The 22,653-nt window shown below is 62.3% G+C and carries 25 protein-coding genes; 12 read left to right on the plus strand and 13 right to left on the minus strand.

The window, feature by feature from the left end:
* The first annotated feature begins 15 nt into the window (after positions 1-15).
* Positions 16-726: a purine-nucleoside phosphorylase gene (locus NKJ55_RS03905; RefSeq protein WP_352448746.1), complete on the plus strand. Its 711-nt coding sequence runs from the start codon at positions 16-18 to the stop codon at positions 724-726.
* Positions 727-775: 49 nt separating this feature from the next.
* Here NKJ55_RS03905 and NKJ55_RS03910 read toward each other — a convergent pair whose 3' ends face one another.
* Entirely contained in the window at positions 776-1,171 is a 396-nt protein-coding gene (locus NKJ55_RS03910; protein ID WP_352448747.1) for a hypothetical protein, read from the minus strand.
* Between the two features lie 300 nt (positions 1,172-1,471).
* Between NKJ55_RS03910 and urtA the strand changes: the two genes are divergently transcribed.
* The 6 genes from urtA (at position 1,472) to NKJ55_RS03940 (ending at position 7,659) form a co-directional block, all read left to right on the plus strand.
* On the plus strand, positions 1,472-2,782 hold the full coding sequence (gene urtA, locus NKJ55_RS03915) for an urea ABC transporter substrate-binding protein (protein ID WP_352448748.1): 1,311 nt from the start codon (positions 1,472-1,474) through the stop codon (positions 2,780-2,782).
* 100 nt (positions 2,783-2,882) lie between these two features.
* Positions 2,883-4,499: an urea ABC transporter permease subunit UrtB gene (gene urtB / locus NKJ55_RS03920; protein WP_352448749.1), complete on the plus strand. Its 1,617-nt coding sequence runs from the start codon at positions 2,883-2,885 to the stop codon at positions 4,497-4,499.
* Positions 4,496-5,728 (plus strand): urea ABC transporter permease subunit UrtC, encoded by a 1,233-nt coding sequence (gene urtC / locus NKJ55_RS03925; protein WP_352448751.1) that lies wholly within the window; start codon positions 4,496-4,498, stop codon positions 5,726-5,728. Before urtB ends, urtC begins: the two co-directional genes overlap by 4 nt.
* Before the next feature lie 7 nt (positions 5,729-5,735).
* On the plus strand, positions 5,736-6,482 hold the full coding sequence (urtD, locus tag NKJ55_RS03930) for an urea ABC transporter ATP-binding protein UrtD (RefSeq protein ID WP_352448752.1): 747 nt from the start codon (positions 5,736-5,738) through the stop codon (positions 6,480-6,482).
* 70 nt (positions 6,483-6,552) lie between these two features.
* Positions 6,553-7,248: an urea ABC transporter ATP-binding subunit UrtE gene (urtE, locus tag NKJ55_RS03935; RefSeq protein ID WP_126041867.1), complete on the plus strand. Its 696-nt coding sequence runs from the start codon at positions 6,553-6,555 to the stop codon at positions 7,246-7,248.
* A 210-nt stretch (positions 7,249-7,458) separates the two neighbouring features.
* Positions 7,459-7,659: a hypothetical protein gene (locus NKJ55_RS03940; RefSeq protein WP_023674857.1), complete on the plus strand. Its 201-nt coding sequence runs from the start codon at positions 7,459-7,461 to the stop codon at positions 7,657-7,659.
* A 45-nt stretch (positions 7,660-7,704) separates the two neighbouring features.
* Here NKJ55_RS03940 and NKJ55_RS03945 read toward each other — a convergent pair whose 3' ends face one another.
* From NKJ55_RS03945 to NKJ55_RS03985, 9 genes are all read right to left on the minus strand, one after another.
* Complete coding sequence (locus NKJ55_RS03945; RefSeq protein ID WP_352448753.1) at positions 7,705-8,511, minus strand: DUF72 domain-containing protein; 807 nt, start codon at positions 8,509-8,511, stop codon at positions 7,705-7,707.
* A 28-nt stretch (positions 8,512-8,539) separates the two neighbouring features.
* Positions 8,540-9,010, minus strand: coding sequence for a GNAT family N-acetyltransferase (locus tag NKJ55_RS03950; protein ID WP_352448754.1), 471 nt, complete (start codon positions 9,008-9,010; stop codon positions 8,540-8,542).
* On the minus strand, positions 9,007-9,417 hold the full coding sequence (locus NKJ55_RS03955) for a DUF302 domain-containing protein (protein ID WP_352448755.1): 411 nt from the start codon (positions 9,415-9,417) through the stop codon (positions 9,007-9,009). The genes NKJ55_RS03950 and NKJ55_RS03955 overlap by 4 nt, the downstream gene beginning before the upstream one ends.
* A complete protein-coding gene (gene uvrA, locus NKJ55_RS03960; protein ID WP_352448756.1) occupies positions 9,417-12,338 on the minus strand; it encodes an excinuclease ABC subunit UvrA in 2,922 nt (973 codons plus the stop codon). Before uvrA ends, NKJ55_RS03955 begins: the two co-directional genes overlap by 1 nt.
* Before the next feature lie 694 nt (positions 12,339-13,032).
* Positions 13,033-13,329, minus strand: coding sequence for a hypothetical protein (locus tag NKJ55_RS03965; RefSeq protein WP_352448962.1), 297 nt, complete (start codon positions 13,327-13,329; stop codon positions 13,033-13,035).
* 93 nt (positions 13,330-13,422) lie between these two features.
* Complete coding sequence (locus NKJ55_RS03970) at positions 13,423-14,028, minus strand: ATP-dependent Clp protease proteolytic subunit (RefSeq protein WP_352448757.1); 606 nt, start codon at positions 14,026-14,028, stop codon at positions 13,423-13,425.
* Between the two features lie 26 nt (positions 14,029-14,054).
* The gene (locus NKJ55_RS03975; protein WP_352448758.1) at positions 14,055-14,579 is read right to left on the minus strand and encodes an SRPBCC family protein; all 525 of its coding nucleotides are present in this window, start codon (positions 14,577-14,579) and stop codon (positions 14,055-14,057) included.
* Positions 14,576-14,890: an ArsR/SmtB family transcription factor gene (locus NKJ55_RS03980; RefSeq protein ID WP_352448759.1), complete on the minus strand. Its 315-nt coding sequence runs from the start codon at positions 14,888-14,890 to the stop codon at positions 14,576-14,578. Before NKJ55_RS03980 ends, NKJ55_RS03975 begins: the two co-directional genes overlap by 4 nt.
* 82 nt (positions 14,891-14,972) lie before the next feature.
* A complete protein-coding gene (locus NKJ55_RS03985) occupies positions 14,973-15,362 on the minus strand; it encodes a cupin domain-containing protein (protein ID WP_352448760.1) in 390 nt (129 codons plus the stop codon).
* A gap of 208 nt (positions 15,363-15,570) precedes the next feature.
* Between NKJ55_RS03985 and NKJ55_RS03990 the strand changes: the two genes are divergently transcribed.
* Both NKJ55_RS03990 and NKJ55_RS03995 read left to right on the plus strand, forming a co-directional pair.
* Positions 15,571-16,083: a single-stranded DNA-binding protein gene (locus tag NKJ55_RS03990; RefSeq protein ID WP_352448761.1), complete on the plus strand. Its 513-nt coding sequence runs from the start codon at positions 15,571-15,573 to the stop codon at positions 16,081-16,083.
* 123 nt (positions 16,084-16,206) lie between these two features.
* The gene (locus NKJ55_RS03995) at positions 16,207-16,632 is read left to right on the plus strand and encodes an OsmC family protein (RefSeq protein WP_352448762.1); all 426 of its coding nucleotides are present in this window, start codon (positions 16,207-16,209) and stop codon (positions 16,630-16,632) included.
* Positions 16,633-16,640: 8 nt separating this feature from the next.
* Here NKJ55_RS03995 and NKJ55_RS04000 read toward each other — a convergent pair whose 3' ends face one another.
* Both NKJ55_RS04000 and NKJ55_RS04005 read right to left on the minus strand, forming a co-directional pair.
* Complete coding sequence (locus tag NKJ55_RS04000) at positions 16,641-17,270, minus strand: MarC family protein (RefSeq protein ID WP_352448763.1); 630 nt, start codon at positions 17,268-17,270, stop codon at positions 16,641-16,643.
* A gap of 74 nt (positions 17,271-17,344) precedes the next feature.
* Positions 17,345-17,875 carry a hypothetical protein gene (locus NKJ55_RS04005; RefSeq protein WP_352448764.1) on the minus strand — a complete coding sequence of 177 codons (531 nt, stop codon included), beginning with the start codon at positions 17,873-17,875 and terminating at the stop codon, positions 17,345-17,347.
* A gap of 86 nt (positions 17,876-17,961) precedes the next feature.
* Between NKJ55_RS04005 and NKJ55_RS04010 the strand changes: the two genes are divergently transcribed.
* Entirely contained in the window at positions 17,962-18,789 is an 828-nt protein-coding gene (locus tag NKJ55_RS04010; RefSeq protein WP_352448765.1) for a helix-turn-helix transcriptional regulator, read from the plus strand.
* A gap of 148 nt (positions 18,790-18,937) precedes the next feature.
* Positions 18,938-21,748 carry a DNA gyrase subunit A gene (gene gyrA / locus NKJ55_RS04015; RefSeq protein ID WP_352448766.1) on the plus strand — a complete coding sequence of 937 codons (2,811 nt, stop codon included), beginning with the start codon at positions 18,938-18,940 and terminating at the stop codon, positions 21,746-21,748.
* 53 nt (positions 21,749-21,801) lie between these two features.
* On the opposite strand, the gene NKJ55_RS04020 is transcribed toward gyrA, so the two are convergent.
* On the minus strand, positions 21,802-21,954 hold the full coding sequence (locus NKJ55_RS04020) for a hypothetical protein (protein WP_352448767.1): 153 nt from the start codon (positions 21,952-21,954) through the stop codon (positions 21,802-21,804).
* Positions 21,955-22,148: 194 nt separating this feature from the next.
* Between NKJ55_RS04020 and coaD the strand changes: the two genes are divergently transcribed.
* Positions 22,149-22,649, plus strand: coding sequence for a pantetheine-phosphate adenylyltransferase (coaD, locus tag NKJ55_RS04025; protein ID WP_352448768.1), 501 nt, complete (start codon positions 22,149-22,151; stop codon positions 22,647-22,649).
* Positions 22,650-22,653: the final 4 nt, after the last annotated feature.

A 22,653-nucleotide genomic window follows, 5' to 3' on the forward strand; every position in this document is an offset into this window, starting at 1 on the left:
TTTGGAAAGCATGCCGTGACGCCACACAACGAGGCTAGCAAAGGCGACTACGCAAGCACGGTGCTGCTGCCGGGTGACCCGCAGCGCGCTGAATGGATGGCGGAGACCTTTCTGGAAGCGCCGCGCTGCGTCAACCGCCGCCGCGGCGCGCTCGGCTTTACCGGGTTGTTTCGCGGCAAGCCTGTCAGCGTCCAGTCCACCGGCATCGGCGTCCCGTCATTCCTGGTCTACGTGCACGAGCTGCTGGATTTCTACGGTGCGAAAACGTTGATCCGCACCGGCACCTGCGGCGGCCTGACCGCTGAGGTGGTGCTGCGCAGCCTGGTGATCGCGCAATCGGTGCGTGGCGAAAATGCGGAGAGCGGCCAGGTTTTTGGGCTCTATCGTGCCGATGCCGGCCCCGATCCGGCATTGTTGGCCCAGGCGTTGGCCCGGGCTGCGGAACTCGGCATCGACCATCGGGCCGGGCTGACCATCTGCAGCGATATTTTTTATCATCCGCTGGGGCGCGAACGCTTTGCCGAAGCACAGGCACAGGGGGCGCTCGCCGTGGATATGGAAACCAGCGCACTCTACCGCATTGCGGCCGATTTCGGCGCCCGGGCGCTGTCGATCCTGACCGTCGTCGACAATGTGGCAACCGGCGAGCAGACCGACTATTCCGAACGCCAGGGGCTGTTCACCGATATGACCCGGCTAGCGCTCGACATGGCGGCGGAGAGCTAGGCGGCTTTCTGCTTCGGAGTATGGCACCTCGCCAGGTTCCGCACTTTTTTCAACGCTTCGTGCAGGTCGAGGCGGTAAAGGCGCCGTCTGGCTGCTTCATGATGATGTCGAAGGACGGGGTGGTTCCGCTTTCCAGCGTCGCCTGCGTAAGCGAGATCGAGTTGCCACCGCTGGTGTAACCGCCCAGCGGACCCAGCCAGGTAATCACACCGTCTGCATCCATCTGGTAGTTATAACTCTGCGGCGCGGTGCCGAAGCTAACCGGACCGCTATAGACGTTTCCCTTGATGGCGATGTCGCCGAGGCTGAGGAACATGCCTAGCAGATAGACTTCGCAATGATAGGAGCCGTCCGGCAGCTTGCCGTCGCTGAAGCCGGCGCGCGCTACGGTCGTCGTCGCCAGCAGAAGCATGGTGATGAAAATGCAAGACGTTCGGAAGGCCATGGCGTCGCTCGTTTAAGGGTCGAACTTGCCCCATTTCGCTGCGGCGCTGCAATCCTCGCCAGCGCTCATATGATGCTGCTCAAAATTCGGGCATTGGCCTGTATATGAGTAAAACTTAGGCTGATACGAGTGATCTTTTTTCATTTCAAACCAAGCAGGCGAGGTTCATATCCTGCGGCTAATACATTAACCGACTGACAGGGCTGGGAAATCTCAAACCCTCCGATCTTTCGCCGGTGATTGGCACAGCCGTTGCATGGTCTGTTCCGATGCAGTTAACCAGCTTGGGAGTTTAAAAGTATGAGGGGCAGTTTCTCGACAATAACAAAAATGTTTTCGGCCGGCGTGGTCACCGCCGGCCTGCTGATGAGCATTCCCGCCAAGGCGGCCGACGACACCATCAAGGTCGGCATCCTCCATTCGCTGTCGGGAACCATGGCGATCTCGGAGACGACGCTGAAGGACGCCATGCTGATGCTCATCGAAGAGCAGAATGCCAAGGGCGGCCTACTCGGCAAGAAGCTCGAGGCGGTCGTCGTCGATCCGGCTTCCAACTGGCCGCTATTCGCCGAAAAGGCGCGCGAGCTGATCTCGAAGGACAAGGTCGCGGCGGTGTTCGGCTGCTGGACCTCGGTGTCGCGCAAATCGGTGCTGCCCGTGTTCAGCGAGCTCGACAACATCCTGTTCTACCCCGTCCAGTACGAAGGCGAGGAAAGCGAGCGCAACGTGTTCTACACCGGTGCGGCGCCGAACCAGCAGGCCATTCCCGCGGTCGACTATCTGATGAGCGAGGACGGCGGTTCGGTGAAGCGCTGGGTGCTCGAAGGCACCGACTACGTCTACCCGCGCACCACCAACAAAATCCTCGAGGCCTATCTGAAGGCGAAGGGCGTTGCCGCCGAAGACATCATGGTCAACTACACGCCGTTCGGTTTCTCCGACTGGCAGACCGAAGTCTCGGCGATCAAGAAGTTCGGCTCGGCCGGCAAGAAGACCGCCGTCGTTTCGACTGTCAATGGCGACGCCAACGTGCCATTCTACAAGGAGCTCGGCAACCAGGGCATCAAGGCCGAGGACATCCCGGTCATGGCGTTCTCGGTCGGCGAGGAAGAGCTTGCCGGTCTGGACACTGCGCCGCTGGTCGGCCATCTCGCCGCCTGGAACTATTTCGAAAGCGTCGATACGCCCGAGAACGCGAAGTTCATCGCCGACTGGCACAAGTTCATCAAGAACGACAAGCGCACCACCAACGACCCGATGGAAGCCCATTATATCGGCTTCAACATGTGGGTGAAGGCGGTCGAGAAGGCCGGCACCACCGATCCGGACAAGGTCATCGACGCCATGGTCGGCGTCTCGGTGCCGAACCTGACCGGCGGTTATTCGACGATGATGCCGAACCATCACATCACCAAGCCGGTGCTGATCGGCGAAATCCAGGCCGACGGCCAGTTCGAAACCGTCTCGCAGACGCCGGGCCTAGTGATGGGCGACGAGTGGTCCGACTATCTGCCTGACTCCAAGGACCTGATCTCCGATTGGCGCGCGCCTCTGTCCTGCGGCAACTTCAACGTTGCCACCGGCAAATGCGGCGGCAAGGGAACCAACTGATCCTCCCGGTCTGTCCTCCCAGACCCGCAAGCCTCCGGGCAGGCTCCTCCTCCAGCCTGCCCGGAGGCGACATTCAATCTTCAAGAGCCACCAGAAACCAATGATCCTGATCCGCGCGATTGGCCTGATGCTGCTCCTTCTCCTGGGGACGCTGCTGCCGTCGAACGCCAGCGAAGCAGATCTGCGCGTGGTCATCGCCAAATTCGCCACCGCCGCCAATTTTCCGGCGATAGAAGCCGTGGTGCGCGAGCTTGCGGCTTCCGGCGATCCGGCCGTAGAACGGCCGCTTGCCGCGCTTGCGGAGGGCAGCCTTTACGTGCGCAAGGCCGATTCACTGGTCTTTGTCGGCAAGGAGAGCGGCGACGGCATCGAGCTGCTCGATGCGCTTACCGGCGAAAGATCGGGCGAAGCTGCCAAGGCCGACATCAGCAAGATCAAGGTCAACAACACGCTGCGCCGCGTCATTCGCGACGCGCTGGGCACACTGACGCTTGGCTCCAAGGATCCGGCCGTGCGCATTGCCGCCGCCGACACAATGTTCAAGACGCCGGACGCGGCAAACATCGAGCCGCTCGACACCGCGATCGCCAATGAGAGCGTGGCAAGCGTCAAGGCGCTGCTAGAACAGGCCCGCGCCGCGTCGATTCTCGTTTCCGACAGGCCGGAGGCCGACAAACTGGCGGCGATCGCGCTCATAGGTGCGCGCGGCGACCGCGATGCGGTGTCGCTGCTCACGTCGGTAGAGGCCAGTTCCGAAGGTGCGGTGAAGGACGCGGCGACCGCGGCGATATCCAACATCAATTCGACGCTGGCGCTGTGGGATGCCGGCCAGAACGTCTGGTACGGCATATCGCTCGGATCGGTGCTGCTGCTGGCGGCGATTGGCCTTGCCATCACCTTCGGCGTCATGGGCGTCATCAACATGGCGCATGGCGAGATGGTCATGCTCGGCGCCTACACGACCTTCGTCGTGCAGGAGGTTATCCGCAATTCCTTTCCCGGCCTGTTCGACTGGTCGCTGGTCATCGCCCTGCCGCTGGCCTTCCTGGTGGCGGCGCTCGTCGGCCTTGTCATCGAGCGCGGGCTGATCCGCTTCCTCTACGGCCGGCCGCTGGAGACACTGCTGGCGACATGGGGTGTGTCGCTGATCCTGCAGCAAGCCGTACGCACCATCTTCGGGCCGACCAACCAGGAGGTCGGCAACCCGTCCTGGATGTCCGGCTCGTTCAATATCGGCCAGCTTGCCGTGACCTGGAACCGGCTCTGGATCCTGGTATTCGCGCTCGGCGTGTTCGCTGTGCTGCTCTACGTGATGAAACGCACGCCCTGGGGGCTGCAGATGCGTGCCGTCACCGCCAATCGCCGCATGGCCGCCTCGATGGGCATCAGGACGCCTTGGGTCGATGCGCTAACGTTTGCACTCGGCTCCGGCATTGCCGGCATCGCCGGTGTCGCGCTCAGCCAGATCGACAACGTCTCGCCCAATCTCGGCCGCGGCTACATCATCGACAGCTTCATGGTCGTCGTTTTCGGCGGTGTCGGCAATCTCTGGGGCACGCTGGTCGGCGCTTTCTCGCTCGGCATCGTCAACAAGTTCCTCGAGCCTTATGCCGGAGCAGTGCTCGGCAAGATTGTCGTCCTGGTGCTGATCATCCTGTTCATCCAGAAACGCCCGCGCGGTCTGTTCGCGCTAAAGGGCAGGTCGGTGGAAGCATGATCACGGGACGCTTCTTTGCCGCCGGCGCCGACCGCCGTGTCGCCATCACCATCTTCATCCTGCTGGCGGTCGCCATCATCGTGCCGCTGCTCAATCTTGCGGTCTCGCCGACAAGTGCGTTTTACGTGCCGTCCTATATCGTTGCGCTCACCGGCAAATACCTCTGCTACGCGCTGCTCGCCTTGGCGCTCGATCTCGTCTGGGGCTATTGCGGCATCCTCTCGCTCGGCCACGGCGCCTTCTTCGCGCTCGGCGGTTATGCGATGGGCATGTATCTGATGCGCCAGATCGGCTCGCGAGGCGTCTATGGCAATCCGTTGCTGCCGGATTTCATGGTGTTCCTTAACTACAAGGAATTGCCATGGTTCTGGTATGGTTTCGACCATTTCTGGTTTGCCGCGATCATGGTGCTTGCGGTGCCCGGCCTGCTCGCCTTCGTCTTCGGCTGGTTTGCCTTCCGCAGCCGCGTCACCGGCGTCTACCTGTCGATCATCACCCAGGCGATGACCTATGCGCTGCTGCTTGCCTTTTTCCGCAACGACATGGGTTTCGGCGGCAATAACGGCCTGACTGATTTCAAGGACATTTTGGGCTTCAACGTGCAGGCCGACATGACGCGCTCGGCGCTGTTCGCGGCCAGCGCCGTCATGCTGGCGTTTGCCGTCTTCGTCACCTGGGCAATCGTCGGTTCCAAGTACGGCAAGCTTTTGATGGCGGTGCGCGACGCCGAAAGCCGCACACGCTTCCTCGGCTGGCGGGCGGAGAACGTCAAACTGTTCGCCTTCACCGTGTCGGCGGTGATGGCCGGCATCGCCGGTGCGCTTTACGTGCCACAGGTCGGCATCATCAACCCTGGCGAATTCGAGCCGTCCAATTCGATCGAGGTGGTGGTGTGGGCGGCCGTCGGCGGGCGCGGCACCATCGTTGGGCCGATCATCGGCGCGCTTCTGGTCAATGCCGGTAAATCCTGGTTCACCGGCGTGCTGCCTGAATTCTGGCTGTTTGCGCTGGGCGGACTGTTTGTCGCCGTCACGCTGTTCCTGCCCAAGGGCATCATCGGCATGTGGGATTCCTGGCGCGGCAACGCCAAGGCGCTGCGGGCGGCCTCGGTTGCCGAAGAAGCCGGCATCGATCCCGATGCGCCGGTGCCGCCGAAAACCGACCGCTCGGCGGCGAGAAGGCCGGGCGACTGGTCGGCCTCCGGCGCCGAACCGCAGCCGGCGGAGTGATGGCCTGATGTCGAAGAGCAACACCATCCTCTATCTCGACGGCGTGTCGGTTTCCTTCGACGGGTTTCGCGCCATCAACAACCTTTCGCTGGTGCTCGACAAGGGCGAGATGCGGGCGATCATCGGCCCCAACGGCGCCGGAAAGACGACGATGATGGACGTCGTCACCGGCAAGACGCGGCCCGACGCGGGTGAAGTTTTCTTCAATGGTGAGGTCGACCTAACCAAACACGACGAGGCCGAAATCGCCATGATGGGCATCGGCCGTAAATTCCAGAAGCCGACCGTCTTCGAAAGCCACATGATCGAGGACAATCTGATGCTGGCGCTGAAAGGCCCGCGCTCGATCTTCCCGGCACTGTTCCATCGTCGCTCGGCCGCGGACGTGCGGCAGATCGACGACATCCTCGGCATCATCCGGCTTGGCGACAAGCGTGACGAACTCGCCGCCAATCTGAGCCACGGCCAAAAGCAATGGCTCGAGATCGGCATGCTTCTGGCGCAGGATCCGAAGCTGCTGCTGGTCGACGAACCGGTTGCCGGCATGACCGACGCCGAGACCGAGGAAACCGCGCGGCTGCTCCGGGATATCGCGCGCGACCATTCTGTCATCGTCGTCGAGCACGACATGCATTTCGTGCGCGAGCTCGGCGTCAAGGTTACCTGCCTGCACGAAGGCTCGGTGCTTTCCGAGGGCAGCCTCGACTTCGTTTCGGCCGACGAGCGCGTCGTCGAAGTCTATCTGGGGAGATGAACATGGTCTGGCGCGTTCCGTTCCATCATTTCGACCTTTCGTTCTTCACGCGTTGGAGAAAGCGCTGACCATGCTCGAAGTCTCCAATGCCACGCTGCACTACGGCGCTGCCCAGGCGCTGCGCGGCGTCTCGCTGAAGGCCGGCGCCGGCAAGATCACCTGCGTGCTCGGCCGCAACGGCGTCGGCAAGACCAGTTTGATGAGATCGATCGTCGGCCATCACCGGCTGACGAGCGGAAGCGTTGCCTTCGAGGGGAAGGCGCTCGACCGGAGCGCGGCGTATGATCGCGCCCGGTCGGGCATCGCATTCGTGCCGCAGGGCAGGGAGATATTTCCGCTGCTTACGGTGCGGGAAAACCTCGAATCGGGTTTTGCGCCGTTGAAGCGCGCCGATCGCAACATTCCCGGTCACGTCTTCGAATTGTTTCCGGTGCTGAAGCAGATGCTCGCGCGCCGCGGCGGCGATCTTTCCGGCGGCCAGCAGCAGCAGCTTGCCATCGGCAGGGCGCTGGTGATGCGGCCGAAGCTGCTGGTGCTCGACGAGCCGACCGAAGGCATCCAGCCGTCGATCATCAAGGACATCGGCCGCGCCATCCGCTATCTGCGCGACCAGGCCGGTATCGCCGTGCTTCTGGTCGAACAATATCTCGACTTCTGCCGGGAATTGGCCGACGAGGTCAACATCATGGACCGCGGTCAGATCGTCCATACCGGCCCCGCCGAGGATCTCGACCGGGCGGACGTCCGCAAATTCCTGACTGTCTGAATTCTTATTGATTCCATTACTTTGCAACTCTGGCGCGCTGCAGATTGCGTGCTAGATTTTGCTTGGCCTGGTGAGTCGGCCGCTTTCCGTAGCAGTTTCAACTTGGCAGATCAGGGGAAGGCGCGGCTGCGTCCGCACGCTTGCGCGCAAGCCCTTCCAGCGATCTGTTGTCGTCCAACATTTCGGGTGCTTGGGAGCCAGGGCCAGACGATGGAGCGCTATGTCGAGGACTACCAGAAACGACGGCTCACGGAGCGCGTCGATATCCTGACAGCCATCAACATTCTGAAATCGCAGGGGTATGACCATGACGAACTCATCGCGGAGATCACCAAGGTCTTCTATGTCGATCTCGATGCTTTCAACGAGATCGTCAGGGTTGATCGGCGTCCGGACGAACGCGCCGCATAGCCGGTAGTTTAGGACCAAGCCAGGCGGACCACCGACAGCGGGGCGTCAGCCTGCGACCCGCTTCATCAGCGCGATGGCGCCGAATGGAGCGCGGACCTTGCCCTCGGTGATGAAGTAGACAAACACATCGCGTGGCTTGACCGGCGCGTCGGTTGAAGGATCGGCGCGCGACAGGTCGGCCGGCACCTTGCCTTCCGCCCAGGTTTTTGCGCGCGCCGCCCATTCATCGAGCGCCTTTGGCGTGTAGCAATCGGGATTGTCGTCGCTGCCGGTCTGCAGCCGGGTATAGATGAAATCGCCGGTGACGTCGGCAATCCCCGGATATTTGGCGTGGTCGGCATAGACGATGGCGGCCTTGTGCTTTCGCGCCAAGGCGGCGAACTCCGGCACGACGAAGCTGTCGTTGCGCACCTCGACGGCGTGGCGCAGCGCAACGCCGTCCTGCTTTTCCGGCAACAGCTTGAGGAAGGCCTCGAAATCGTCCGGGTCGAATTTCTTGGTCGGCGCGAACTGCCACAGGATCGGCCCGAGCTTGTCGCCAAGTGCCGCGACGCCCGACCCGAGGAAGCGCATGATCGATTCCCCGGCCTCGCCGAGCACGCGGCGGTTGGTGACGAAGCGGTTGCCCTTCAGCGAATAGACGAAACCATCCGGCGCCTCGTTGGCCCATTTGACGAAGGTCGGCTCCTTGAAGCTCGAATAATAGGTGCCGTTGACCTCGACAGTGGGCACCTGCCGGCTGGCATAATGCAGTTGCTTGGCCTTCGACAATTTGTCCGGGTAGAAGGACGTGTCCCACGGCTCGAAGGTCCAGCCGCCCATGCCGGCGCGGATTGTTCCTGATTGAGTCATGGTCGTCCTCCCGGTTTGCAGAAAAGGATCACGCGATGGCGGTCGTCTCGACGGCTTTCGCCATGTCGACGACCGTCCATCCTGGCCGATATGGATTGGGCCGGCGACCCGTTTCGCGAAAGCCGTAGGCATTATACAACGAAACGTTCCGTTCCATTCTGGCATTGGTGTAGAGTCGGATTTCAAGCAAGCTCCACAGGCGCGTCTGTTGCTCGGCCCAGTCGAGCAGCCCGATGCCGAAACCCTTGCCCTGAAAGGCGGGCGCAACGGCGACGCTGAAGATCATTGTATGGTCCGCATGTCGTTCGAGAACGATCAAGCCGGCCGGCTTTCCGTCGTGCTCCGAAAGCCAGACCTCGCCGCGTTCGATGCGCGGCGCATAATCCTCGGTGACGGGGATCGGCGGCGCTCCGAACAGGGCAGTGTAGGGCGCGTAGGCGTCGGTGGTGAGCGAGATCACCGTGGGGAGATCATCGGCCCGAGCGGCTCTCATGATCAAAACTGGCCCGCGCCGGCAGCGGCCGCAATCACCTTGTCCATGCCGGCCGCTATCGCGGCGACGGCATTGCGACTGGCGTCGCCCAAGCCGTGGCGCTCAGCGAGCCAGTGCGCGTCATTGTAGGAGAGCCAGACCTTGCCTTGCTTATCCTCCCAAGCCAGTGCCTTGACCGGCAGATCAATGCCGGCAAGCTGCCGGTCCTGCATCAGCGGCGTCCCGCCTTTCGGGTTGCCAAAAATCAGAAGCTGGGTCGGACGCAGGGAAGCTTCGACACTGCGCGCACCGGCGGCGTGGTCAATGCGGGCGAAGACCAGCAATCCTGCACCTTCCACAGTCCCGACCAGGCGATCGATCGTCTCGGCCACGCCGAAGCGGCTTTGGACCGTGATGAGACCGTTCTTTGCCATCACTCCGCCGCTTCGCGCTTGCCTCCGGGGCGCCGCTCCAGCAATTCCCTCAAGAACTGGCCGGTATAGCTGCGTTTTTCGCGGACGATGTCCTCCGGCATGCCGGACGCTACCAGCTCGCCGCCGCCGTCGCCACCTTCGGGGCCAAGATCGAGCACCCAGTCAGCGGTCTTGATCACCTCTAGATTGTGCTCGATGACGACGACCGTGTTGCCCTGGTCGACCAGCTCGTGCAGCACTTCAAGCAGCTTGGCGACGTCGTGGAAATGCAGGCCGGTGGTTGGCTCATCGAGAATGTAGAGCGTCTTGCCGGTCGCCTTGCGCGACAGTTCCTTGGCAAGCTTGATGCGCTGCGCCTCGCCGCCCGACAAAGTCGTTGCCTGCTGGCCAACATGGATGTAGCCGAGGCCGACCCGTTTCAGCGTCTCCAGCTTGTCGCGCACGCCGGGCACGGCGGCGAAGAAATCGACGCCTTCCTCGACCGTCATGTCGAGAACGTCGGCGATCGACTTGCCCTTGAACAGGACGTCGAGCGTCTCGCGGTTGTAGCGCTTGCCGTGGCAGACGTCGCAGGTGACATAGACGTCGGGCAGGAAATGCATCTCGATCTTGATGACGCCGTCGCCCTGGCAAGCCTCGCAGCGGCCGCCCTTGACGTTGAACGAGAAGCGGCCCGGCTGGTAGCCGCGCGCCTTCGCCTCCGGCAAGCCGGCGAACCAGTCGCGGATCGGCGTGAAGGCGCCGGTGTAGGTGGCGGGGTTGGAGCGCGGGGTGCGCCCGATCGGCGACTGGTCGATGTCGATGACCTTGTCGAGGAATTCCAACCCCTCGATGCGGTCATGCTCGGCCGGATGCTCGCGCGAGCCCATGATGCGGCGCGACGCCGCCTTGAACAGGGTCTCGATCAGGAAGGTCGACTTGCCGCCGCCGGATACGCCGGTGACGGCGGTAAACGTGCCGAGCGGGATTTCGGCGGTGACGTTCTTCAGATTGTTGCCGCGCGCGCCGACGACCTTCAGCCGGCGGTTCTTCTTGGCCTCACGCCGCGCTGCCGGCGTCGCCACTTCGAGCTCGCCCGACAGATATTTACCGGTGATCGAAGCGGGCGTCGCCATGATCTGCTGCGGCGTGCCCTGGGCGATGATGTGGCCGCCATGAATGCCGGCCGCCGGGCCGATATCGACGACGTAGTCGGCATGCAGGATGGCGTCCTCGTCATGCTCGACGACGATGACCGTGTTGCCGATGTCGCGCAGATGCTTCAGCGTGTCGAGCAGGCGGGCATTGTCGCGCTGGTGCAGGCCGATCGACGGCTCGTCGAGCACATAGAGCACGCCGGTCAGGCCGGAGCCGATCTGCGAAGCCAGCCGGATGCGCTGGCTCTCGCCGCCCGACAACGTGCCGGAGTTGCGCGACAGCGTCAGATAGTCGAGACCGACATCGTTGAGGAAGCGCAGCCGCTCGCGGATTTCCTTGAGCACGCGCACCGCAATCTCGTTCTGCTTGTCGTTGAGCGAAGCGGGCAGATCGGTGAACCACTGGTCGGCCTTGCGGATGGACAGCTCGGTGACCTCGCCAATGTGCTTGCCGGCGATCTTGACCGCGAGCGCCTCGGGCTTCAGCCGATAGCCGCGGCAGGCCGGGCAGGGCGTGGCCGACATGAAGCGCTCGATCTCCTCGCGCATCCAGGCGGATTCGGTTTCCTTCCAGCGGCGCTCGAGATTGGGGATGACGCCCTCGAAGGTTTTCGTCGTTTTGTAGGAGCGCAGACCGTCATCATAATGGAAGGTGATTTCGCGCTCGCCGGTGCCGTGCAGGACGGCTTGCTTTGCCTCCTCGCTCAAATCCTTGAACTTGTCGCCGAGCTTGAAGCCATAGGCAATGCCCAGCGCTTCCAGCGTCTGCGCATAGTAGGGCGAGCTCGACTTCGCCCAAGGGCTGACGGCGCCGGCGCGCAGCGAGACATTCTCGTCGGGCACGACCAGGCTGGCATCAATGGCGCGTTGGCTGCCGAGCCCGTCGCAGGTCGGGCAGGCGCCGAACGGATTGTTGAAGGAGAATAGCCTGGGCTCGATCTCGGGAATGGTGAAGCCGGATACCGGGCAGGCGAACTTTTCCGAGAACAGCATGCGTTCATGCGTCTCGTTCTTCGATTTGTTGACCGAATCCTCGCCGGTCTGGCTGGCGTCGAGCGGCTTGTCGGCAAATTCCGCCACTGCCAGCCCGTCGGCCAGCTTCAGCGCGGTCTCGATGGAATCGGCGAGCCGCGTCGCCAGATCGCCGCGCACGACGATGCGGTCGACGACGACGTCGATGTCGTGCTTGTACTTCTTGTCCAGCGCCGGCACGTCGGCGATCTCATAGAAGACGCCATCGACTTTGACGCGCTGAAAACCCTTCTTCTGCAGCTCCAGCAGTTCCTTGCGGTACTCGCCTTTGCGGCCGCGCACCATCGGCGCCAGAATGAACAGCCGGGTGCCTTCCTCGACAGCAAGCACCCGGTCGACCATCTGCGAAACCGTCTGGCTCTCGATCGGCAGGCCGGTGGCCGGTGAATAGGGTACACCGACGCGGGCGAACAAAAGCCGCATATAATCGTAGATCTCGGTGACGGTGCCGACCGTCGAACGTGGGTTCTTCGAGGTGGTCTTCTGCTCGATGGAGATGGCCGGCGACAGGCCGTCGATCTGGTCGACGTCAGGCTTCTGCATCATTTCGAGGAATTGCCGTGCATAGGCCGAAAGGCTCTCGACGTAGCGGCGCTGGCCCTCGGCGTAGATGGTGTCGAAGGCAAGCGACGACTTGCCCGACCCCGACAGGCCGGTCATGACGATCAGGCTGTCACGCGGCAGGTCGAGATCGACATTCTTCAGATTGTGTTCGCGTGCCCCGCGAATGGAGAGATATTTATGGTCGGCCATCGCCGGTCGCCGCCTCAGAATCTGGAATTCGTGGGATGGGCGGGTTTTCCCGACCATCCCCTATGTAGGTAATTTCGCCGCCTTTTCGAGAGACGCCACAACTCTCGACCAAAGCGTTTAACCGCCTTTCGCGCGAACGGGCAAGCGGAAAGAACAAAGGCCGAACACGCTCCTGACAAAAGCTGCCCGCGCAGCCGGCTTCACAAAGCGTCTCGCGATCACATTTTTCGGCAACCCGGCTATTCAAGGTTGACGTCCCCGCGTCATGGGGGCAGAATCCAATTGTCAACGAAGCCGGCCGTCTTTCGATGGCCTCGCGGCCTGGGGCTAGCCTGCGAGACGCCGCGGGTTATGCGATGAGCGCTTCGACGACAGTCGCAACGAACAGAAGGAGAGCAGAGGCATGACTCCACCGGATTGTTCCTTGAGGCTCCACGTGTCGCTGGAGCCGCGGCAGGTATAAGTGGCCAGGGTCAGGCGTTTTCGCTGCCCGCCAAACGGACCTGCCGATCCCCATAAAATCAGAGACTGCTAGTCGGATCGTCGGCTGAATGCCGCGAAGCATCCGAAATAAAAAGCCGGCAGTACACTCCCGGCAATTTGGATTTCAGATCCAAGAAGCCCCGTCAGTTGCAAAAGCAATGGCGGGGCTGTTCGTTTGAAGCGCAATATTTGTGGTTCACACCAGGCGAACTTAGCGGCTGGAGGGCCTGATCCCGCCGGTAGCGACATCGATGGTGATGCTGCCGGAAATCCGAACGTCGGTATCGCCAATCTTGAAGGTGCCGTTGCCGTTGCCTGGAGCCACGTCGTCAGGCTCAGGCTGCGGCGCTGGCTCGGCGATGCGATAATCGCTGGTCACACCGGGCAGGGCGCCCTTTTGCGAAGACGTCGAATTATCTTGGGCAAGTGCCATACCCACCAGCATGTTCGTGCCGGCAACGGTGGCGACGGCAAGGCATAACACGCTGGATAAACGGTTCGCGATCATCACCGGACTATAGTGCGGCGATAGCGCCGAAGCCAGACCAACGGCGCTGAAAGTTGCCGGCGCTCATATCGCTCAGTTCCGTTGGAAGGTGCCTCACGCGGCCTGTTTGCGAGTACCGAAAACATGGTCGACGAGGCCCCAATCCTTGGCCTCCTGCGCGGTCATGAAAAAGTCTCGGTCGAGCGTGCGTTCCACTTCATCGTAGGTGCGGCCGCAATGGTGGGCGTAAAGATCGGTCATGCGCCGCTTGGTGCGAAGGATGCCCTCGGCATGGCGCTGGATGTCGGAGGCTTGGCCCTGGAAGCCGCCGAGAGGCTGATGCAGCACGATGCTAGTGTTGGGTAGCGCGATGCGCCGCCCCGGTGTGCCGGCCATCAAAAGGAACGAGGCCATCGAGGCGGCGAAGCCCATACAAACGGTGGAGACCGGGCAGCTGATATACTGCATCGTATCGTAGATGGCGAAACCGCTGGTCACCACGCCGCCCGGCGAGTTGATGTAGAGCGAGACCTCCTTGTCGGGATTGTCGGATTCCAACGACAGAAGCTGGGCGCAGACCAGCGCCGAGGTGCCGTCGTCGATCGCCCCGTTGATGAAGACGATGCGCTCGCGCAGCAGCCGCGAAAATATGTCGAAGGCACGTTCGCCGCGGCTCGACTGCTCGATCACCATCGGCACCAGATTGGCAAGGCCGCTCATCGGTTGTCTCCGTTGACTGTTGTCGTTCAGGCCGCGCGCAGGAAGAGGCGCGGGGTGTTTGCGGCGACCTGCTTGTGCCTGGGAGTGCGCGCTTCAAAGGAAAGCCGGCAACCGGCGCCTGCCATCGCGATCTCCGGCACTGCTGCCCGAGCAAAACCATCATGGACGATACGCAGATGCGTGCCGCCGGAAACGGTGCGGTAGAGCGTAAAGGTGACGATGCTGTCCACTGGGCTGTCGTTCATTGCGCTGTCCAGGGGGCTGCCGGGCGGCACCTGCGTATCGCCGGGCGCCGGCCGCTCCCGCCAGGAATAGCGCAGCAGCCGTCCGGGATCCGCGTCGAGGATTTCGCACTCGATCGGCGCATTCGGCGCTTTAAAGGCAAAGCGGTTGCCGATTTCGGGCTTGATGTCGTTCGGCATCATCCAGGCCGCGAGCAGGTCCGGCACCGTCAGCGCCCGCCACACCTTTTCCGGCGGTTCGGGCAGCTCGCACTCGAACTCGATCTTGTCTGCGGCCATTTCGGCGCGTTCTTTGCCTCGGCTGGTCATTGGTCCATGTCCTTCAAAACCGTCTTGAGCCTTTCGATGCGCTCTGGCCAGAACGCACGGTAGCGTTCGATCCAGCCGAGCAGTGGCGCAAGCCCCTTCGGATCGACGCGGTAATAGGCGTTGCGACCGGCCCGGCGCTCGACCACGAGGCCGGCGCCGCGCAGCACTGCGAGATGTTGCGATACCGCCGGCTGCGATACCGGTATGCCAGTGCGCAGTTCCGACACCGTCATCTCGCCGTCGGCGAGCCGCTCATAGACGGCGCGACGCGTTGGATCCGCTAGTGCCCGAAAAATGTCTGCTTCGATCATGCCGAAAGCATAAGTCAATACTTATCTGTTTGGCAAGCCGTGTTTTTTAAGACAGGCGGTGTTTTTTAAGACAGGCGAGGTTTTACAAACTCGCCGGAAGCCAGCGTCTCACCATGTCCGGGGATCCCTTGAACGTCGCCTCGAAAACTGGTGACGCGAGCACGGCATGGATGTGAAGCAATTCGGAGCCGATGTTTCGGAAGCCATGTTGCCTGTGCGCGGCGACAACAAGCGACTGTCCCGCAGTCAAGACGAGATGCTCTTCGTCGATCCACATCTCGGCCCTGCCAGCGATGACGGTAAGCACTTCCTCGACCGGGTGCCAATGTGTCGGGGCGCCAACCGCCGGTTCGACCCACTGTTCGAATATGCAAAGTTGAGTTGCGCCGTTGCGGGCAGAGACATGCATGCGGGTCTTTACTCCCGTCCGCCATTCTTCTTGCGGCTGATCGTCATGCTCGACCATCTTCATGCGGTCGCCTCGATCCCATGGTCTGTGGAAATTCGACGCCAAGACACTACTTCTTACTGACAACTATTGACAGTGCAGGGCCTCTCCTATAGAACGAAAAGAGAACAAAAACCTTGTGGGAAAAGGCAGCGACGGCAGGCAGGGATTGTCCATAGCCTGTAAGGTGCGGCGACAAAAATTCGGTTTCGGATGAGCGCGGAGAAGTATCATGGCGGGTAGCGTCAACAAGGTCATTCTGGTGGGCAACCTCGGGGCGGACCCTGAAATCCGCCGCCTGAATTCGGGTGACCCGGTCGTCAACATCCGCATCGCGACGTCGGAAAGCTGGCGCGACAAGACATCCGGAGAGCGCAAGGAAAAGACCGAGTGGCACAATGTCGTGATCTTCAACGACCAGATCGCCAAGGTGGCCGAGCAGTATCTGAAGAAGGGCATGAAGGTCTATGTCGAGGGCCAGCTGCAGACGCGCAAATGGCAGGACCAGACCGGCAATGACCGCTATACGACCGAAATCGTGTTGCAGAAATTCCGCGGCGAGCTGCAGATGCTCGATGCGCGGGGCGAGGGCGGCGGCCAGGTCGGCAACTATGCCGGTGGTGGTGCGAGCCGCGGTTCCGATTTCGGCCAGTCCGGCCCGGGCGAAAGTTTCAATCGCGGTGGCGCCAACAAGGGCGGCGGCGGCGGTTCGTCGCGCGAGCTGGACGACGAAATCCCGTTCTGATTTCTCGGGGCGGACTGCCCTTGCGACGAAAAGCGCCGGCACCTTGGCCACGAAATGGCGTCCCGAAAATCTGTCTTGGATTTTCGGGACGTTGTGCGTTTGAGCGGTGAAAGGACGTATCAGGTGAAGGCAAGGGTCAAGTGGGTCGAGGAGCGCACTTTCGTTGGCGAGTCCGCCAGTGGGCACAAGCTGGTGCTAGGCACTGCGTTCGGGCCGGAGGGCAAGACGCCGGGGCCGAGCCCAATGGAACTGGTGCTGATCGGCACTGGCGGCTGCTCGGCCTATGACGTGGTCCATATCCTCGAAAAGGGGCGCGAGGCGGTCGAAGATTGCGTGGTCGAACTCGATGCCGACCGTGCAGAAGCCGATCCCAGGGTGTTCACCCGCATTCACATGCATTTTGTCGTCAAGGGCCGGGCGCTATCACACGACAAGGTGAAGCGGGCGATTGGGCTTTCGATCGACAAATACTGCTCGGCCTCGTCAATGATGGCCAAGACTGCCGAGATTACCCACGACTTCGAAGTCATTGAAACGACAGCGAAGTAGGGCTGTTCCTACGTCGCCATCAGCGCCTTGATGCCGTCGGCGACGAACTGTACGGCGAGCGCCGCCAGGATGACGCCGAGCAGCCTTGTCAGGATCGAACGGCCGGTTTGGCCGAGGATACGGTCGATGCGCTCTGACAGCACGAACACCAGGTAGGTGATGACGAGGCAGATGGCGATGATGCCGACAAGGGCTGTCTGCGCGCCCAAACCCTGAAACGAGCTTGAGAGCAGGACGGTCGCCGAAATCGCGCCGGGACCGGCAATAAGCGGGATCGCCAGCGGAAAGGCGGCGATGTTGTGGATCATGTCCCTGGTGATGGCGACGTCGCCGATCTTCTCCTTGCGGTCCTGCCGGCGCTCGAACACCATTTCGAAGGCGATGAAGAACAGCAGAAAGCCGCCGGCGACGCGGAAGGCCGGCAGAGTGATGCCGAAGACTGACAGGATCGACCCGCCGGCGATTGCGAACAACGCCATTACCAGGAAGGCGATGACCGAGGCGCGCACGGAGACCTGGTTGCGCTCCTCGCGGTTCATGCCGCGGGTCACGGCGAGGAAGAGCGGCGCCAGGCCGGGCGGATCGATCGTCACCAGTATGGTGACGAAGGCGTTGAACAGGCTGTCGAAGCTCGGCATGCTGACCCTCCCCGCCGGCAAAGCCGGATAACGGGATTGGTAGAGCAAAGCGGAGCCAGTGGAAACCGTGCGGATCAGGGGCTGACGGCCCGGCGCGCCAGAAACTCGACTTCGAGACGCCAGGTGGCGCCGTCGTCCTGTGAGCGTTCGCCCAGCCAGCGGAACGAATGTTCGGTGATGCGCGAAAAGCTCCAGCGCACAGCAGATCCGGTGCCGTCTGCGCCTTGCTGGATAATGGTGTCGTCCTCGGCACGGCCGAGCTGGCGGCTGTAGTACTGATTGCGCGGATCGCTCCAGAAGATGTGCCAGGCGTCAACGCCGGGATCGTAGACGCGCAACGTCGTGCCATAGAAGGTCCATTTGCCGAGCGAGGGCGAGGGGCCGGCGTCACGGGCAGGCAGGATCCATACGTCCTGGATCGCGCGGCCTTCGAGCACCCAGCCGAAATGCACTTCGCCGCGCCCGGTCAGCACCTGACCGTCCTCGAGATGGCGCGTGGCGTCGAACGTCCAGGCGCCGACGAAGCGGCCATAAAGATTCAGTTTCTCGGCAAGGGCCGGTACGGGCCCATCGCTGTGCAGGGCCTTGGCAAAGGAATTGGACATGGCTTCGCTCTCATCTTGTCAGGAGACCGGCAAGCATAGAGGCCGACAGGGGTTCTGCGCTTGGGAAAAGTTGCTATGTTTCGGCGATGACGACGAGCGCGCACAGGCTGGCGTCGGGCCGAGGCTGGCAGGTGTCGGATGTCATCTGCACCGCCAGCGCCGCCGACAGGCCATTCGAGGAGGAGCATCGGGATTTCTGCGTTGCCGCCGTAACCAACGGCACCTTCCGCTATCGTACGCGCGAGGGCACGGCGATGCTGGCGCCGGGCGCGCTCCTGCTCGGCAATCCCGGCACATGCTATGAATGCGGTCACGAGCATGGCGCCGGCGACCGCTGCCTCTCCTTCCATTTCGGGCCGGCCTATATGGAGCGGATCGTCGCCGACGTGCCGGGCACGAAGACGCTCGATTTCGGCACGCCGCGCCTGCCGCCCTTGCCGGCGCTGGTGCCGCTGCTTGCCGAAGCGGAGGCGGCGCGCGAGATGGCTGACACCGGCGCGTTCGAGGAACTCGCCCTGCGCATTGCCGGTGCCGCGGTAACAGCGGCTTGCAGCGCTACGGATCGGGGACGGACGCCGAGCCGCCGTGACCAGAAGCGTGTCGCCGAAGCGGTGCGGCGCATCGAAGTCGATGCCGACCGGCCGATCTCGCTTGCCGAACTCGCCGACGAGACCGCCACCAGCCCTTACCATTTCCTGCGCACCTTCCGGCACGTTGCCGGCATGACGCCCTACCAGTTCCTGCTGAGAGCGCGGCTGCACAGGGCAGCCGTGCGGCTGCGGACGTCGGATCAGGCGATTTCGGCGATTGCCTTTTCGGCGGGGTTCAACGATCTATCAACCTTCAATCGCCGTTTCCGGCGGCTGATGGGCGAGGCGCCGGGTACTTATCGCGCCCGCCGGCGACGCCCGTGAAAGGGTGCCACGGCCATATCGTCGCAATTGGTTTATCCTTTTGAATTTGCCGCTAAAAACCACACTGGAAAACTGCCACGATTGTTGGAGTTTCGGGCCGGCTTCCTATATAAGCACCAAGTGATTCCTGATTAGATTGTGATCCGATTTGACCGACCAAAAGACACCGCGCGGCGCCGACGGCGGCCCCACCGGCATCGAGCCGATATCCATCATCGAGGAGATGCAGCGCTCCTATCTCGATTACGCCATGAGCGTGATCGTCAGCCGCGCGCTGCCGGACGTGCGCGATGGCCTCAAGCCGGTGCATCGCCGCATCCTCTACGCCGCCTATGAGAGCGGCTATCACTGGAACCGCAAATATGTGAAATCGGCACGCCCGGTCGCCGACGTGATGGGTAAATACCATCCGCATGGCGACGCCTCGATCTACGACGCTTTGGTGCGCATGGCGCAGGATTGGTCGCTGCGCGTGCCGCTGATCGACGGGCAGGGCAATTTCGGCTCGATCGACGGCGATCCGCCGGCGGCGATGCGCTACACGGAATCGCGGCTGACCAAGGTCGCGCATGAGTTGCTGGAAGACATCGACAAGGACACCGTCGATTTCCAGGACACTTACGATGCGTCGGGCAGCGAACCGAAAGTCCTGCCGGCGCGCTTCCCGAACCTGTTGGTCAACGGCTCCGGCGGTATCGCCGTCGGCATGGCCACCAACATCCCGCCGCACAATCTGGGCGAGGTCTGCAACGGCGCCATTGCCCTCATCGATAATCCGGCCATCGACCTTCCGGCGCTGATGGAGATCATTCCGGGGCCGGATTTCCCGACCGGCGGCATCGTGCTCGGCCGCTCCGGTATCTACAGCGCCTATTCGACCGGCCGCGGCTCCATCGTCATGCGCGGCCGCGTCAACGTCGAGGCGCGCGGCAACGATCGTGAATCGATCGTCATCACCGAGGTTCCCTATCAGGTGAACAAGGCGTCGATGATCGAGAAGATGGCCGAGCTGGTGCGCGACAAGCGCATCGAAGGCATTTCCGACATTCGCGACGAGAGCGACCGCCAGGGCTACCGCGTCGTCATCGAACTGAAGCGCGACGCGGTCGCCGATGTCATCCTCAACCAGCTTTACCGCTTCACCCCGCTGCAGACGTCCTTCGGCGCCAACATGGTGGCACTGAACGGCGGCAAGCCGGAATTGCTGACTCTGACCGACATGCTGAAGGCGTTCGTCGCCTTCCGTGAGGAGGTGATCAGCCGGCGCACGAAATTCCTGCTGCGCAAGGCGCGCGACCGCGCCCATGTGCTGGTCGGCCTTGCCATCGCTGTTGCCAACATCGATGAAGTCATCAAGCTGATCCGCAGCGCTCCGGACCCGCAGACGGCGCGCGAGCAGTTGATGGAGCGGCGCTGGCCTTCGGGCGACGTGGAATCGCTGATTCTTCTGATCGACGACCCGCGCCATCGCATCAACGAGGACGGTACCTACAATCTCTCCGAGGAGCAGGCGCGCGCCATCCTCGAACTGCGCCTGCAGCGCCTGACCGCGCTCGGCCGCGACGAGATCGCCGACGAGCTGAACACGATCGGCGACGAGATCAAGGACTACCTAGACATCCTCTCGTCCCGCGCCCGCGTCCAGCAGATCGTCAAGGACGAGCTCATGGCAGTGCGCGACGAGTTCGGCACGCCGCGCCGCACCGAACTCGCCGAGGGCGGGGCGGACATGGAAGACGAGGACCTGATCCAGCGCGAGGACATGGTCGTCACGGTCAGCCATTCCGGCTACATCAAGCGCGTGCCGCTGTCGCTGTACCGGGCGCAGCGCCGCGGCGGCAAGGGCCGCTCCGGCATGTCGACCAAGGAAGAGGATTTCGTCACCCGGCTGTTCGTCGCCAACACGCACACGCCGGTGCTGTTCTTCTCCTCGCGCGGCATCGTCTACAAGGAAAAGGTCTGGCGCCTGCCGATCGGCAACCCGCAATCGCGCGGCAAGGCGCTGATCAATATGCTGCCGCTCGAACAGGGCGAGCGCATCACCACGATCATGCCGCTGCCGGAGGATGAGATGAGTTGGGGCGAACTCGACGTCATGTTTGCCACCACGCGCGGCACCGTGCGTCGCAACAAGCTGTCAGACTTCGTCCAGGTCAACCGCAACGGCAAGATCGCCATGAAGCTGGACGAGGAGGGCGACGAGATCCTCGGCGTCGAGACCTGCACCGACAATGACGACGTGCTTTTGACGGCAAGTTCCGGCCAGTGCATCCGCTTTCCGGTCAGCGACGTACGCGTCTTCCAGAGCCGCAATTCGGTCGGCGTGCGCGGCATTGCGATGGCCGATGGCGACCGGGTGATCTCGATGGCGGTGATCGAGCATGTCGATGCGCCGCCGGCGGAACGTGCCGCCTACCTCAAGCGGGTGGTGGCCGAACGCCGGCTCGCTGCTGACATCGCGGCCGGCGAGGAGGAAGAAATCCAGCTCACCAATGAAGAGGTCGGCGAAGAGGCGGAGCTTTCCGACGACCGCTATGAATTCCTCAAGGCGCACGAGCAGTTCGTGTTGACGGTGACGGAATATGGCTACGGCAAGCGTTCATCGTCCTACGATTTCCGCCTGACTGGCCGTGGCGGCAAGGGTATTCGCGCCACCGACGTCTCGAAAACGGCCGAAATCGGCCGCCTGGTGGCGACCTTCCCGGTCGGCAATGACGATCAGATCATGCTGGTTTCGGATGGCGGCACCGTTATCCGTGTTCCAGTGAACGGCATTCGTTTCGCCAGCCGCGCCACCAAGGGCGTTACCATCTTCAATACCGCAGAGGGCGAGAAGGTCGTTTCGGTGGAGCGAATTTCAGAACCGCAAGCGGATGAAGAGATCGAAGAGAGTGTCGATGCTGAAAGCGGCGCTGTTGCCGATGCCGAAGGTAGGGAGCCCGATACATCCGTCGAGTGAGTTTGGCACGACGACGCCAGCCCTATGGGCCGGCGTGTGAAGACACCCGCAATCTAGAGGTGGCGATAAGGCTTGCGGTTGCCGAAGCCTTCGAACCGCTTGGTATTGGCCTTGGCGCGGACGCGCTGTGCTTCCTGATGCAACCCGAATACGGTAGCGATCAGCATGGCGGCGGTCATTGCGGTGGCGAGCATGTAGATCAGCATGTGCGTGTTCTCCTGCGCCTAACAACGATTAGATGGGTGTTTGGTTTCATCTCCTGCAGCTGCAACTTAGTGAACACTGCGTGAAACTGTTGTGAGCGGCACATTCATCTGTCGTTCACGTCGGCCAAAGGTTCATGGGGCGGGCTGGCGATCGGATTTGCCTTTAGGGGAGAGGCTCGCTAGAAGCACCTGCCATGACCGAACGCATCGCCCTTTATGCCGGCTCTTTCGACCCGCTGACCAACGGCCATCTCGACGTGCTGAAGGCGTCGCTGGCCGTGGCGGATACAATCTATGCGGCGATCGGCATCCATCCCGGGAAGAAGCCGTTGTTTTCCTTCGAGGAACGGGTTGGCCTGATCGAAACGGCCGCGAAGGCGGAATTCGGCAGCGACGGTGCGCGTATCAAAGTAGTCGCCTTCGACGGGTTGGTCATCGATGCGGCCAGGAAGCATGGCGCCTCGATCATGATCCGCGGCCTGCGCGACGGCACCGATCTTGACTATGAGATGCAGATGGCCGGCATGAACGAGACCATGGCGCCGGAGCTGCAGACGGTGTTCCTGCCCGCCAGCCCTTCAGTGCGCACCATTACCGCCACACTTGTGCGCCAGATAGCTTCGATGGGAGGCGACATCCGCCCCTTCGTGCCGGCGGCCGTGGCCGGTGCGCTCACCGCCAAATTCGCGAAATAAATGC

The sequence above is a fragment of the Mesorhizobium sp. M0106 genome (genome assembly GCF_040322715.1).
Lineage (GTDB): Bacteria > Pseudomonadota > Alphaproteobacteria > Rhizobiales > Rhizobiaceae > Mesorhizobium.